The organism is Metabacillus sp. RB-C-LZQ-3-1 (assembly GCF_058315175.1).
Genome location: NZ_JBZFLI010000003.1, coordinates 1 through 15,460 on the forward strand (window position 1 = coordinate 1; position 15,460 = coordinate 15,460).

Annotated in this window: 10 protein-coding genes; all 10 read left to right on the forward strand. The window is 35.3% G+C overall.

All coding sequences use genetic code 11. The features are described 5' to 3' along the window. Positions 1 to 530 precede the first annotated feature (530 nt). A complete protein-coding gene (locus AC4GZ8_RS05790) occupies positions 531 to 1,502 on the forward strand; it encodes an ABC transporter permease (RefSeq protein WP_491080876.1) in 972 nt (323 codons plus the stop codon). A gap of 16 nt (positions 1,503 to 1,518) precedes the next feature. Further along, on the forward strand, positions 1,519 to 2,415 hold the full coding sequence (locus AC4GZ8_RS05795) for a carbohydrate ABC transporter permease (RefSeq protein WP_491080877.1): 897 nt from the start codon (positions 1,519 to 1,521) through the stop codon (positions 2,413 to 2,415). A 100-nt stretch (positions 2,416 to 2,515) separates the two neighbouring features. Next, the gene (locus AC4GZ8_RS05800) at positions 2,516 to 4,141 is read left to right on the forward strand and encodes an ABC transporter substrate-binding protein (protein WP_491081188.1); all 1,626 of its coding nucleotides are present in this window, start codon (positions 2,516 to 2,518) and stop codon (positions 4,139 to 4,141) included. Between the two features lie 211 nt (positions 4,142 to 4,352). Next, a complete protein-coding gene (locus tag AC4GZ8_RS05805) occupies positions 4,353 to 5,282 on the forward strand; it encodes an aldo/keto reductase (RefSeq protein WP_491080878.1) in 930 nt (309 codons plus the stop codon). Between the two features lie 162 nt (positions 5,283 to 5,444). Next, positions 5,445 to 6,275, forward strand: coding sequence for an amidohydrolase family protein (locus tag AC4GZ8_RS05810; protein WP_491081189.1), 831 nt, complete (start codon positions 5,445 to 5,447; stop codon positions 6,273 to 6,275). A 17-nt stretch (positions 6,276 to 6,292) separates the two neighbouring features. After that, complete coding sequence (locus AC4GZ8_RS05815; RefSeq protein WP_491080879.1) at positions 6,293 to 8,587, forward strand: glycoside hydrolase family 95 protein; 2,295 nt, start codon at positions 6,293 to 6,295, stop codon at positions 8,585 to 8,587. Positions 8,588 to 9,147: 560 nt separating this feature from the next. Continuing rightward, positions 9,148 to 9,789, forward strand: coding sequence for a YesL family protein (locus tag AC4GZ8_RS05820; RefSeq protein WP_491080880.1), 642 nt, complete (start codon positions 9,148 to 9,150; stop codon positions 9,787 to 9,789). A gap of 91 nt (positions 9,790 to 9,880) precedes the next feature. Then, positions 9,881 to 11,428: a response regulator transcription factor gene (locus AC4GZ8_RS05825; protein ID WP_491080881.1), complete on the forward strand. Its 1,548-nt coding sequence runs from the start codon at positions 9,881 to 9,883 to the stop codon at positions 11,426 to 11,428. 26 nt (positions 11,429 to 11,454) lie between these two features. Next, entirely contained in the window at positions 11,455 to 13,206 is a 1,752-nt protein-coding gene (locus tag AC4GZ8_RS05830) for a sensor histidine kinase (RefSeq protein WP_491080882.1), read from the forward strand. Positions 13,207 to 13,654: 448 nt separating this feature from the next. Continuing rightward, positions 13,655 to 15,301: an extracellular solute-binding protein gene (locus AC4GZ8_RS05835; protein ID WP_491080883.1), complete on the forward strand. Its 1,647-nt coding sequence runs from the start codon at positions 13,655 to 13,657 to the stop codon at positions 15,299 to 15,301. Positions 15,302 to 15,460: the final 159 nt, after the last annotated feature.

Consider the following 15,460-nt stretch of genomic DNA (forward strand, 5'->3'; position numbering starts at 1 on the left):
TGCGCTTCAAGGTTATTGTTGTTTTGTGCATGTAACCGTGAACTAATCGAAATCACGGGACAAATTGAAATGAGAATGAAGTCAAGTAAATGAACCACTATTTCCTTTGTATAGTAAGTGATCTAAATCTTGCTTTACCTTAAGAAGTATGAAGTACAAACAAAATGTACTGATAAAAATCAATTGTACCTTGACGGTATTAGATTTTCCTGTAACTAATTTTCAAGTGTTTTGTGTGCTGGTAATTGATTTAGAAAATGGTTTTTTTGAATCTAAAGAAAGTACTTTTGAGGATACATGAACTATTTAAAGATGGCAAAGAAAGCCTTCTATTTTAAAGTGCCATATCTCTTCGATAGCTTTTTGAAAATGGGTTTTTGAATGTGCATGATGATCAATTAATCATTAATTGTCCTAGTGCTTTTCAATTGTACCTATTAAGTAGACCACACTCATGTTACATTCTTATCAACTTAATAGCTTTTTATTTTTTGGCAGCGTTTACAAAAAAGAGGATTGGAGTGGTTGAATTGAAAGTCGAGATAGCAAATAAGACTTCACCTAACTCGAATGCAGTACAGGTTAAGTCAACAATTTTGGCTAATGCTAAAAAGTCAATAAAGAGGCATTGGCAACTTTATCTACTAATTATTCCGCCAGTTTTATATTTTATTATTTTTAAGTATATCCCAATGCTAAATTCAATAATTGCCTTTAAAGATTATAGTGTAGTGAAAGGAATATGGGGAAGTGAATGGGTTGGATTTAAGCACTTTGAAATGTTTTTTAACAATCCACAATTTTGGGTGCTAATAAAAAATACTTTTTATCTTAGTTTATATGCGTTAGCAGTAGGGTTTCCTATCCCGATCATATTGGCTCTATGTTTAAATGAAATCAGAAATGGAGTATTTAAAAAGACGGTTCAAATGGTTACATATGCACCATATTTCATTTCTACTGTTATCATTGTTTCCATGTTAACATTAATGTTTTCTCCTAGACTTGGAATCGTGAACCAATTGTTTTCACTATTAAATCTTGAATCAATCGACTTTCTTGGTATGCCCAGCATGTTTAGAGACATCTATGTTTGGTCGGATGTATGGCAGCATGCAGGTTATTCAGCCATCATTTACTTGGCAGCGCTCTCAGGTGTTGATCCATCCCAATATGAAGCTGCGAGGGTTGATGGGGCGACAAGACTTCAAAAAATCATCTATATTGATATACCGAGCATCATGCCTGTTGCAACTATTATTCTCATTCTCAGTGTGGGGAACATTATGGCACTAGGGTTTGAAAAAGTCTTTTTATTACAAAATCCTCTTAATTTATCTACATCTGAAGTTATTTCAACATATGTTTATAAAATTGGTTTGTTAAATGCCAACTTTAGCTTTGCAACAGCCGTAGGTCTGTTCAATTCAGTGATTAATTTAATCTTACTTGTGGTTGTTAATGCAACATCGAAGAAAATTTCCAAAAATGGTTTGTGGTAATAAGGGGGACAAGATAATGTTTGGTCGTAAAAACAAAATAAAAGAATCTGTTGCTGATCGAATTTTTCTAACAGGAGTTTACCTTTTTCTATCAATTTTATTAGTGGCGGTACTTTATCCACTTATTTATATTGTTAGTGCATCAATAAGCAGTCCTCAAGCCGTTTCTTCTGGGAAGGTATGGTTATGGCCGGTTGACCTGTCGTTTAAAGGTTATGAAGTCCTATTTAGTAATGCCCAGATCTTAACTGGTTATATGAATTCTTTATTTTATACTCTATTTGGTACTTTAATCAGCGTGACATTGACGGTGTTGATTGCCTATCCGCTTTCGAGAAGGACATTCTTTGGTCGGAATTTTCTTATGTTTTTTATCGTATTTACAATGCTCTTTTATGGCGGATTGATTCCTACTTATCTAGTTGTGCAATCATTAGGAATGGTAGATACAAGATGGGCTCTCTTGATTCCTAACGCTATTGCAGTTTGGCAGGTTATTATTGCACGTACATTTTTTCAAACTTCCATACCTGATGAATTAGTAGAAGCAAGTGAAATGGATGGATGTAGTGATATACGTTTCCTTTGGTCAGTTGTCCTGCCATTGGCCAAGCCCATTATAGCCGTTCTTGTTTTAATGTATGCAGTAAGTCAGTGGAACGCATACTTTGACGCCTTGATTTATTTAAAGAATCCAGATCTGCATCCACTCCAGTTGGTACTTAGAAATATTATTATCTTGAATACAGGCACAGGTGGGATAGAAGCATCTGAAATGATGGAAAGACAGCAGCTAGCTGATTTAATGAAATACTCCTTAATTGTTGCTGCGAGTTTACCTGTTATGCTCATTTATCCATTTGTTCAGCGTCACTTTGTTAAAGGTATGATGATTGGTTCAGTTAAAGGATAATGCCTGTTAATTGTTATTGTTGAAAGGGGGGATGTGGAGTAAATATATGTATTCAGATTTTGATATTGTCATTCAATTTAATGAAAAGGGGAAGGTTACAATGAAAAAGACGATGCTATACTTTTTATCATTTTTGCTTGTTGTAAGTCTTGCTTTAGTTGGTTGTAGTTCAAATGAAAAAACAGAAGTGTCTCAACAAGATGGTCCTGTTAAGATTAAGGTTTTTGGACCGCAAAATGCTGAAACAGATTTAGAAACAAATTCCTTCACTAAATTTGCTGAAGAGAAATTTAATATGGATTTAGAGTGGCAAGTAACCACTTATGACGCTACTTCTGCAAGTGAAGTAAGAAATATAGCGCTAGCGAGTGGTGATTACCCTGAAGTCTTTTTCTTAGTTCCTTGGGTGGATCAGTTTTCTCAAACAGATTTATTACGTTATGGAAAACAAGGTGTAGTACTTCCATTAAATGATTTAATAGATGAGTATGCTCCAAATATAAAAGAGGTGTTAGAAAACCACCCTTATTATGCATCAATGGTAACAGCTCCTGACGGAAATATTTATGGATTGCCACATTTAAATGAGTGCTTCCATTGCTCTTATGGGAACAAACTTTGGATTAATACGGACTGGCTAGAAAAGTTAAATTTAGATATGCCAACGACAACTGAAGAATTTAAAGATGTCTTAACAGCGTTTAAAACTCAAGATCCAAACGGAAATGGAAAACAGGATGAAGTTCCAATGAGTGGTTCTCCAGCCCTTATTGAATCGTCTATTATTCCCTATTTAATGAATGGCTTTATTTATGATGATTCAAGATCAAGGTTGCTTTTGGAAAATGGAAAGGTTGATTTAGCAGCAAATAAAGAAGAATGGAAGGAAGGATTAACCTATATAAAGTCCTTATATGAAGAAGGATTAATTGACAAGGGTGCCTTTTCACAGAATATTGAGGCGCACCAAAAATTAGGTAATAATGCCGACATTCAAATTGTTGGAGCATCAACTGCGATGCACCCTGGAATGTTTGTAACGGATGAAGAATATTCTAAAGATTACGATGCACTAGCTCCACTTAAAGGACCAAATTCTGAATATGCAACATATAACTTCCCAAGTACTCCTGGAGGGGCATTTGTTATAACAAATAAGGCAAGTGAGGAAGCGCAGATTGCGGCTATTAAGCTAGTAGACTATATGTTTACAGAGGAAGGACAGATTCGCAGTTTCTATGGTGAAAAGGATGTAAGCTGGAGAGAACCTAAAGAAGGAGAAGTAGCGATTGAGGAAAGTGTTGAACCTCTACTTGCACAGATTCAGCTTGAAGAAGGTGAAGAACCACGTAATGATAATTGGACATCCATGGTGCAATTTTATCATCCAAGAGACTTTAGAGATGGGTTAGTCCAAGCAACTGATATTTATACAGCAGAAGGGTATGAGCGCAGATTACAGGAAGCAACACATTTATATGAGGGGAAAGAGCCTTCTGAGGTTTTCCCGCATTGGGCCATTTGGATTGACCCTGCTGTCGCGGATGAAGCTGCAATGATTCAGACAAATATTGTGGATTATATTGAGCAGAATTCACTTCAGTTTATAACAGGCACAAAAGATTTAGATAAAGAATGGGATTCATACGTGAAGGGATTTGAACAATTAAATCTAAAACGTTATCTAGAGATTATGCAAGAAGCTTATGACACTTCTAGTTTATAGAAAGTTCCGATTTATTTAACTGAACAATTGAATAAAAAGCCGATGGAGGTCTCTTCATCGGTTCTAACCTGTTATGCTTGATTTTTATAATCGTTTTAAAAAAGATATTTTGAATTGTACAAATTGAAGATGACCTATGATGTGTGATACAAAGGGTTGGTTTTCCCTTGTGTCCACGCAATGCGAAAATTAAATTATTTGGGAGGGGCATATGAAATATAGAAAACTTGGAAGAACAGGGCTGGACGTTCCTGTTCTTAGTTATGGCGCTTCATCTTTAGGTTCTGTTTTTAGAAATATTGATGAGGAAGAGGGAATAGCAACAGTTCAAACAGCGGTTGAATTTGGAATGAATTTAATTGATGTTTCACCCTATTATGGGTTAACGAAGGCAGAAACTGTACTTGGAAAAGCACTGAAGGATATTCCGAGAGAGAAATTCATTCTTTCCACAAAAGCAGGAAGATATGGAGAGCATGAATTTGATTTTTCAAAGAATAGAATGATGTCAAGTGTAGAAGAAAGCCTAAAAAGGTTATCGACGGACTATTTAGATATTTTGCTTTTGCATGACATCGAATTTGCTTCTTATGAACAGATCATAGAGGAGTCAATCCCTGCCCTCAAACAACTAAAAAAAGAAGGGAAAATTCGTTTTTTTGGTGTATCGGGTTTACCGTTATCCATATTTGAAAAAATACTTATCGAAACCGATCTTGATGTCATCCTTTCCTACTGTCATTACACATTGAATGACAATTCTCTATTAGATATACTCCCTCTTTTAGAAAAAAATCAGGTCGGCTTGATGAACGCATCCCCCCTATCGATGGGATTACTAAGCAATCGATTGGTACCGGAATGGCATCCGGCATCACAAGAAATAAAAGATGTATGTAGCAAAGCAGCTCAATTTTGTAAACAACATGGCGAAGACATATCAAAGCTTGCTATTCAATACTCGGTAGCGAATGGAAAAGTACCAACAACTTTAGTAAGTACAGCAAGTGTAGAGAATATTAAAAAGAATATCGAATGGGCAAATAATCCGATTGATTTAGAGTTTCTAAATGAGGTTCTTGCTATTCTTGAACCGATCCATAATAAGACATGGCCTAGTGGAAGAGGCGAGGATTGGTAAGTTATAAAATCATCAAGCATTATCTTAAAGAACTTAATTACACATCGGTGTTCATTAATGGAATAACGAAAGAATTCGAGCATTTGCTAGCTCCTTAGGAAAAAGTAATAAAGGCAGTAATTGAATATGAATAATAAGCAAAAGTGAGGGATCTTTTGATTGATGAAAATTGACGCACATCAACATTTTTGGCTATATAATGAAAAGGAATTTGACTGGATCGATGATGATATGTCTGAATTAAAAAGAGACTTTTTACCAGAAGACTTGAAGGCGCGTTTAACATCTATTCATTTTGATGGCTCTATCGTTGTTCAAGCTAGACAAAGCTTAGAAGAGACAAAATGGCTTTTAGAATTAGCCCAAAAATTTGATTTTATCAAAGGTGTTGTAGGATGGGTGGACCTATGTTCACCTGATATAACAAAACAACTTAAGCAATTTGCGAACAATCCTTTTTTAAAAGGTGTTCGTCATGTGATCCATGATGAAGCTGACGATCAATTTATGCTGAGAGAAGAATTTCAAAGAGGCATCAGTGTGCTAAAGGATTTTAACTTAACGTATGATCTTCTACTTTTTCCAAAGCATATTCCTTATGCTCTCCAACTTATAGAAAAATTTCCGGAGCAGTTATTTGTTTTAGATCATATTGGCAAACCAGATATAAAAAATAAAGAGATTTCATTTTGGAAGGAAAACCTTACAAAACTGGCAGAATACAAAAATGTTTATGTGAAAGTATCTGGAATGGTAACAGAGGCAGATTGGAAGAATTGGAGAAAAGAGGATTTTAAAGCCTATCTTGATATTGTATTTCATGCATTTGGACCGGAAAGAGTCATGATAGGATCTGATTGGCCAGTATGCACCGTTAGTGATTCCTATGAAGCGGTTATGGAAATTGTATTAGATTATGTGAAACAATTCGCTTCTGGTTACGAGAGTCAGATATTAGGTGAAAACTGTTCTCGATTTTATTCACTAAAATAATAAGGGGGAAACCTGTTTTGAAAAATCATATGATTTTATTTCATAAGCCTGCAAAGACATGGAATGAGGCATTGCCTGTTGGGAATGGCCGATTAGGTGCAATGATATTTGGTAAAACCTCAGTAGAACAAATTCAGTTAAATGAGGAATCAATCTGGTATGGAGGATTCAGAGATAGAAACAATCCGGATGCATTGGATAACCTGCCCAAAATGAGAGCATTGCTTAAGGAAGGAAGATTAAGTGAAGCTGAAAAATTAGCAAAATATGCATTATCGGGAACACCTGAAACACAAAGACATTATATGACTCTAGGTGATTTGTTTCTTCATTTTGGTCATGAAAGGGTGGAAGAATATACAAGGAAGCTAGATTTAGAAAAAGCGATGGTATCGGTTGATTATACTTTGAATCAAACCAGCTTTAAAAGAGAAATTTTTTCAAGCTACCCTGATCAAGTAACAGTGATTCGTGTTACATCAAGTGAAAAAGAATCGATTTCATTTACTGCTAGACTTTCAAGAGAACAGAATCGATATGTTGAGAGTTTATCTTCAAAAAGAAATAATAGTATAGTCATGAAAGGGAATTGTGGGGGGGACGGTGGATCTGATTTTTCTGTTGTCTTATCTGCCTTTGCAGAGGGAGGAACGGTGGAAACGATTGGAGAGCACCTAATTGTAAATGATGCTGATACAGTCTTATTATTATTAGCAGCTGAATCGACCTTTCGTCATGCTAATCCAGAAGAAGAATGCTTTAAAAAGATTGATCAAGCAGCGATGAAATCTTACGAACAATTGAAGCTAAGTCATATTGAGGATTATTCAGCTTATTTTAAACGAATGGAAATTAGTTTGAATAATGATTTAAATGAAGAAATCCTCCAATTGCCAACAGATGAAAGGCTAAACAGGGTCAAAAACGGTTTTGAAGATCATAAGTTGATAGAGTTATATTTTCAGTTTGGTCGTTATTTACTAATTTCCAGTAGTAGACCTGGTACGCTTCCAGCAAACCTGCAGGGAATATGGAACGACAAAATGAGGCCGCCTTGGGATAGTAAATATACGATAAATATTAATGCACAAATGAATTATTGGCCAGCTGAAGTTTGTAATCTTTCAGAATGTCATGAGCCATTATTTGATTTAATTGAACGAATGCGTGTTAACGGCAGACATACTGCAAAGGTCATGTATGGATGCAGAGGTTTTGTGGCACATCATAATACAGATATTTGGGGAGATACAGCTCCACAGGATATCTACCCTCCGGCAACCTACTGGCAAATGGGTGCAGCCTGGCTATGCCTCCATTTATGGGAACATTATCAATTTACATATGACAATGACTTCCTTGAAAAGAGTTATGAGACGATAAAAGAGTCGGTGGAATTTTTTTTGGATTTTTTAGTGGAAACTGATGAAGGATATCTTGTTACAAGTCCTTCTGTTTCACCAGAAAATACTTATATTCTTCCTAATGGTGAAAATGGAACATTGTGTATTGGACCATCCATGGACAGTCAGATCCTGAGGGAACTATTTCTTGCGTCCATTGAAGCAAGTGAAATTCTGGGAAAGGATGTACCATTTAGAGGACAATTGGCTGAGGTTTTAAAGCGTTTACCAGAAACGAAAATAGGCAAGTATGGGCAAATCCAAGAGTGGATGGAGGATTATGAGGAGGCTGAGCCAGGCCATCGACATATATCACATTTATTTGCCCTGCATCCAGGGAAACAAATTACTGTAAAGGAGACCCCAGATCTTGCCAAGGCAGCGAAAACTACTTTAGAAAGAAGACTTGCGAATGGCGGCGGGCATACAGGGTGGAGTCGTGCATGGATTATCAATATGTGGGCAAGGCTCTGTGAAGGGGAACTTGCTTATTCAAATATTTTAGAAATGCTGAAACACTCTACCCTTCCAAACCTATTGGATAATCATCCGCCTTTTCAAATTGACGGGAATTTTGGTGGTACTGCTGGAATTGCTGAAATGCTTTTACAAAGCCATACTGGAACACTACAGTTCCTTCCTGCTATCCCTGAAAAGTGGAACAAAGGGTTTGTTAAGGGAATAATAGCGAGAGGTGGATTTGAAGTAGATTTATATTGGGAGAATGGTTCAATAGAAACAGCTGTCATTCATTCTTTAAGTGGAAATGAATGCAAAATAAATTGGACAGGACCATATGCATTAACGGATACAAATGGTGACAATGTTAGTAAGATACATGAAGGTGACGGAATGATTTCTTTTCCTACGGAAAGAAATGGGGTTTATACCCTATATGTTAAGCAATAAGTTATGTTATTTAAGGGAGTAATGGAAGCGGAATTAATGCTGATTCGCTAGAATTTACATCCTATATGAAAGATTGTGTTGGAGAGTATACGAAGAACTTCTTCAATAGATGAATCCAACGTTTGCTCAGGGTATTGAGCAATTAATAATAGAATTTCCTTTAGAGAAAGATCTCATAATAGAGATTTTTTGATTATATTCGAGCGGGACCTAAGTTTTTCAAAGTAAAATCTATACTTTGTAGGGTAATTGATTAATAAGTTAAAAGTTATAATGTAAGTGCTTACAACTCTAACAGGTTTTTGAAATACTTGCTCTGACAAAAATATGATGTGAAATTCATTTATAGAGAAGTGTTTTACATTATGTTTAATTTAATGAGGTAAGAAGGTTGAACTAAGCTATCAGCCTTCTTCTTTTCTATATGCTCGTCATGTTTCTTAATATTGAACTAATGATTGAAAAATGGGTGGTAATGGTGAGTTGAATATAGTTTATTTTTCCATATAAGTATGTTAGTTAAAAGTCTATTATAATAAAGGTGAAGGGAGCATTAACAAATGGGGAAAGTTCTCAATATAACGAAGTTTTATCTTTTGTTAGAATGGATTATGTGGCTGGCTTATATTAATCTGCTGTGGATCGGAAGTGTACTGGCCGGGCTCATTATCTTTGGTGTTTTCCCAGCCACAGTGGCGATGTTTACGGTTATTCGTCATTTACTGCTAAAGGATACCACTGGAAAACAAATTTTGAAGATGTTTGCTTTAACTTATAAGAGAGAATTTTTTAAGTCTAATGTGATCGGCTTAATCTACTCAATAGTCGGTTATTTACTATATCTTGATTTCTTATCTATTCAAAATATGACCGGATCATCATATTATGTGTTTCAAACAGGGTTAATTTTTATAAGTATAATATATTTTATTTCTTTATTATATATTATCCCAGTATACGTACATTACGATTTAAAACTCCATCACTATTTTAAACATGCTTTTTTAATCGGGATCCTTAGTCCTGCCATTACCATCCTGATCGTAATAGGGTTAGGCCTCCTTTATTTTCTGCTAGTTTTTATACCAGGGTTGATCCCATTAATAATGACCAGCACAATAGCTCTAATTATAATGGGGTGTGCGTTAATCGGATTTCGCAGATTAGAAGATAAGCAGCAATCAGCTAAGTCTACAAAGTGATACTGGAATGCTTTTAATGATAAAATGAAAGCGTTATATTTATAGTGTGCATTATTTGTTGTATGCTTCAAATGATTGGAGGGAAATGGCTATGGCTTATAAAGTGTTCTTAGTAGATGATGATCGATTTGTTCGCAAAGGATTGATTAGTCTCATTGATTGGGAAGGCTGTGGCTTTGAAGTTTGTGCAGAAGCAGATAATGGAGAAGATGCCTTGGAGTATATCCAGTTGAATAATCCCGATCTAGTCATTACTGATATCAAGATGCCGGTGTTAGACGGCCTCGAGTTGATAAAGCAGATAGTAGAGTCAAAGAAATCTCCTCCTAACTTTATTATTATTACTGGGTATAGTGATTTTAAGTATGCTCAAAGAGCTGTTAAGTATAGTGTGCATGATTTCATATTAAAACCAGTTGATAAAGATGAGATTGAAGAAACACTGAAAAAGGTTGCGGAGAAGCATACGAAAAAATTACAGGTAGATCGCAATAGAAACAATATTCTTGCTACTACTGCTTTTAATGAATTAATAACTGGAGAACTAGAAGAAGAACATCGTCATGAATGTATGAAAAAGTTGAATATCAACCAAACAACAGGAATGGCTTATATAATCATTGAGATAAATAATATGTTTGTAAACGCGACTAAGATACGTGAGATCATAAGCAGAACGATTCATGGTGAAGATCTGCATTCTACTACCTTGTTTCGTGAGCATGGCAATAATCGTATCGGCATACTTGTCAAAAGCGAGGAAATACAACAATTTAAAGGAAATATTTTTCATTTCTCAGAAGTAATAAAGACTCAGATCATGAACTGTTTGAATACGGATGTTTCCATTTATGTTGGAAAAATTGTAGATGATCCTAATGATATCAAGGATACATATGAAACTGCGATAAAAGCTTTGCAATTTAAATATTTGGAGAATTTAGAAAATCCTATTATATTTGGCAAAACAAAAGTGTCCAACGTTAATTATATAGAACTTGATCACGCCTTGTATCAAACACTAATGGAGCACATAGAAGAAAATCAAATCTCTAACATAAAAAAAACAATTGATAAAATGTTCGAGCAATTTCAGGAAAAAGCGTTCGCGAAAGATGCAGTAAGGACATCCATTAATCGGGTGGTTCACGAAGTGGTGAAAACGATACAGGCGATGGAAGGGGATGAAAAACATCTAACTTCCCTCCAGGTCATGTTGAATTGGGACAACCTTCCTCGTACTTTGCAAATCATAAAGGAGATGTTCTTGGACTTTATATTAGAGGCAGCCACACTGTTAAATCAATTGAATAAAGATTCTGGAAAACTAAATATACGTAGAATAAAAAAATATGTTGATACACACTACAGAGAAGACCTTACATTGAAGAGTATAGCTAATCAATTTTTTATGAATCCAGTCTACATGGGACAGTTATTTAAAAAAACATATGGATTGTATTTTAAGGATTATCTTTTGCAAGTCCGTATCTGTGAAGCGAAGAAAAAGCTTAGACAAACGGATATGCGAATTTATCAGGTAGCTGAAAATGTCGGGTTTTCTAATTCAGATTATTTTGTTACTCAATTTGAGAAAACCACTGGTATGACCCCAACTCAATATCGAAAAAAATTATAGAGGAAAATGAACGAGATGGAGTTCCCATGAGAATATACAAGTTTAATAACCTAAGTTTAAGAAATAAACTGCTCATTATTTATATCTGTACTGTTTTTATTCCAATCACATTAACCCATATCGCGTATTATCATGTTACGACAAATAATGTTAGAACACAGAAAATGAATGACATGTCTCTTTCTGTGAAACAAATAGCGAATGATTTTCAAACAGCCATAGATGATGCTGTAGGAATTTCCTCTATGATATACACTGACTATGAACTCTACAATCTTTTAGAAACGAAATATAAGACAACAATAGACTTTATCCATGCCTATCATGATTATTTTGGAGATATAAGCAAAGAAGTGTCACTTTACCCATCTGTTCATTCGATTAAATTATACACAGATAATGATACCGTCGTTTATGCAGGAGGAATCAATAAAATTGATACACTTGTCAAGGATTCTACGTGGTATAAAGAATCAGAGTTAATTAGAAGCTCCTATCCAGTTTTAATACGTACCGTCGGGGATTCAGGGAAACACGATATGTTTAGTTTAATAAGGGAAATGGATTATTTTGTTTCACAAAATTCTACCCAAAAAATACTGGAGATTAATCTTGAATCAGGATTAATGTATCGTATTTTTCATGATGTTACGTTTCCGGGAGAACTATATTTATTGAATGAAAAGGGTACAATCGAATACACGACAAATCCAAAGATTGAATGGTCTGAAAGGAAATATCCGTACAAGTCAGTTTCATTACCTGATGATAAAGTTATTTTCGAAGAGTCATATAGTCTTCCTTATTTGAATAAATGGAAAGTGGTAGCTGTTACCCAAGAACATGTTTTACTTGAGGATATTAAAAAATCACGAAATTTTATCCTTTATTTAGCACTTATTAATTTAATTTTTCCATCCCTATTTATCATTTATATAACAAGCTCACTCCATTTGCGAATTTTACGGATTTTAAGGCATATGAGGAAGGTGGAAGATCAAAACTTCGAGCTGATAGATGGAGTGAACGATCAGGACGAAATTGGTGAACTTACACATGCATTTAACAGGATGGCATCTAAAATTAAGAGACTCATAAATGAAGTGTATGTTGCAGATATTCAAAAAAAGGATTTAGAATTACAACGAAAGCAGGCACAGCTAAGCGCCTTGCAAAGTCAAATAAATCCGCATTTCTTGTTTAATGTTCTAGAAACAATTCGTATGAGAAGCCTTTTAAAAAAAGAAGATGAAACAGCAAAAATTATTGAAAATATTGCTAAGATGCTAAGGAAATCATTTATTTGGGGAAAAGATTGGGTTACAGTAGATGAAGAAATTTATTTAATTAAATGTTTCTTAGAAATACAACATTACCGATTCGATGATAAAATGCAATACCAAATTGATATAGACCCGGAAGCTGCAAAGTGCCTTATACCGAACATGTCACTCATCCCATTTGTTGAAAATGCTAGTATCCATGGTATTGAACCGATAAAAGGAAAAGGGATGATCACCATTTCAATCAAGCGTATTGGTGATACATTAGTCTGTGTAATAAATGATAATGGTCAGGGAATGGAAGAGGAGGAATATGAAAGGGTCATGCAATCCTTAAATGAGGTTGCAAACATTGGTGAACATGTAGGAATAAAAAATGTTTACTATCGTTTAAAATTACATTACTCTAATCAGTTTGAATTTAACATAATAAGCACAAAAGGTGTAGGAACAACAGTGAAAATTATATTTCCATTTTTTGAATACAAAAATTAATTTTTCCTTTCTTTCACGTCGTTAATAGAAAAACCAAAACCAATGTGTGTCGAATTCTTTTTCGGTGTACATTGGTTTTTCTTTATATTAAAGGGGGCTGTTTTACTAGAGATTGTTAACTTTTGAAACCTATTATTTAACTCTATAGTGGAATGGAGCGGAAGACACTCGACTCCTGCGGGAAATGAGGAAAGGATGAGACCCCACAGGCGAAGCCGAGGAGGCTCAGCTTCCTCCCCGCAGAAAGCGAGTGTCTGGAGCGCAATGGAACGAACTAATTTTAACCCAAAAAACGAAGGCGAAAACTACCATTTCAAAAGATCACTAAAGTTTGCAAAGTAAAAACTATACTTTGTCAGGTCACTAATAAAAAGTGCCTAAGTTATAATGAAAGTGCTTACAACATTGAGGTGAAGCAATAAGTAATCATTAAAAAGGGGGAGTCAAAGTGGTAAAGAGGAAATCTCTAGTTTTGTTTTTGAGTCTTATGCTAGTGTTGTCCGTCGTAACGGCTTGCACAAACAAAGAAAGTGCTGGACAAGAAGAAGGGGAAGTTTTTACTTACAAATTCTTTAATGCATCTTCAACTGGTAAAGACGTTAATACAGCTGATACCAAAATTGGAAAGATGTTTGAAGAAGCAACCGGAGTTAACTTTGACATTGAACATATCGTAGGAGATAGTAACCAGAAGATAGGGACAATGATTGCTAGTGGAGAATATCCGGAACTACTAAATGCTCAAAACGCGACAAATGATGTCATTGATGCAGGAGGATTTGTACCACTTAATGATCTTATTGAGGAGCATGCTCCAAACCTTAGAAAATTGTATGATCCAATATGGGAAAAAATGAAACAAGAGGATGGAAACATTTATATTCTTCCATCTGGTGTATCAAATGGATATATTAAGCCTCCAAATGTTGGACAAAGTGCATTTTGGATTAAACGTGAAGCATTAAAAGAACAAGGTTATCCGCATCCAAAAACGATAGATGAGTTTTTTGAGATCGTTGAAAAATATGCAAAAGCCCACCCAAAAACTAATGGAGCAGATACCATTCCATATACATTATTACAATACGATTGGCATGTGGGACAGCTTTTTGACCCCCCGGCCTTTTTATCAGGTGAACAAGAAGGAATAATCGTTAATGATGAAACATTGGAAGTATCTGTTTATCATCATCAAGATATTACAAAGAGATGGCTTAAATTATTAAATGAAATAAATGATAAAGGACTATTTGATAGAGAAGCCTTTACCCAAAACTATGATGAATATCTGGCTAAAATTTCTTCAGGGCGTGTTGTTGGATGGTTTGGACCGCGTTGGGAATCAGGTACAGCATTAGATACACTTGAGCAAGATGATGATCCTTATAATGATTATATGGGCTTTCCTATTGTTTTCGAGGAAGGAATCAAAGATCAATATTTAAATCCGGAATCTTATGTAACTTCTCCAGGGATGGGACTAACGACAGGTACGCCTGAAGAAGACCAGGTTAGGATTATTAAGTTTTTAGATCACATGGCAAAGATTGATTCTCAAAAGTTGATTACATGGGGAATTGAGGGAGAAACGTATGAAGTAAATGAAGAAGGCCGTTATTATCGAACTCAGGAACAAATTGATTTAGTGAGTAAAGAAGAATTTAGAAATGAATTTGGATTTAGCGCATTAGGTTGGTACTGGCCAATCATGAGCGGTACATTTGATGACGGCAACTCTGTTGATCCAGCTGTTCAACCTGAAGTTGCCCAACTTGCTTATGATGAAGTGGACAAAGAGTTCTTAGAAGCCTATAACATTGAAACATTTACTGACATATTCACTGAGCCGGATCCGGCACCATGGTTCCCGTTCTGGGATGCAGTGATCGAAACTGGTTCTGAAGCACAGTTATATGATCAACAATCCCGTGATCTAATCAAAAGGTCATACCCTGATATCATACTTGCAGATCCGGCTGCCTTTGAAAAAGAGTGGAATAAATTTAAAGAAGAGTTCGAAAAATTGCCTTATGAAGCTTATGAGGATGTAATTGAAGCATCTGTTAAAAAAGAAGCTGAGCTAATGGGCAGGTAGATAAGAATCTTAATGAAAAGGCTGAATGATCTATAGATAGAAGTTCAGCCTTCTTCATTGTCCGGTTATCAATTAGGAAGTGGAGGTCTAATTATGCAAACACAATCAAAAGTGAAAGCACATATATCTCCAATTGTGCAACTAAACCAGGAAAAGGGC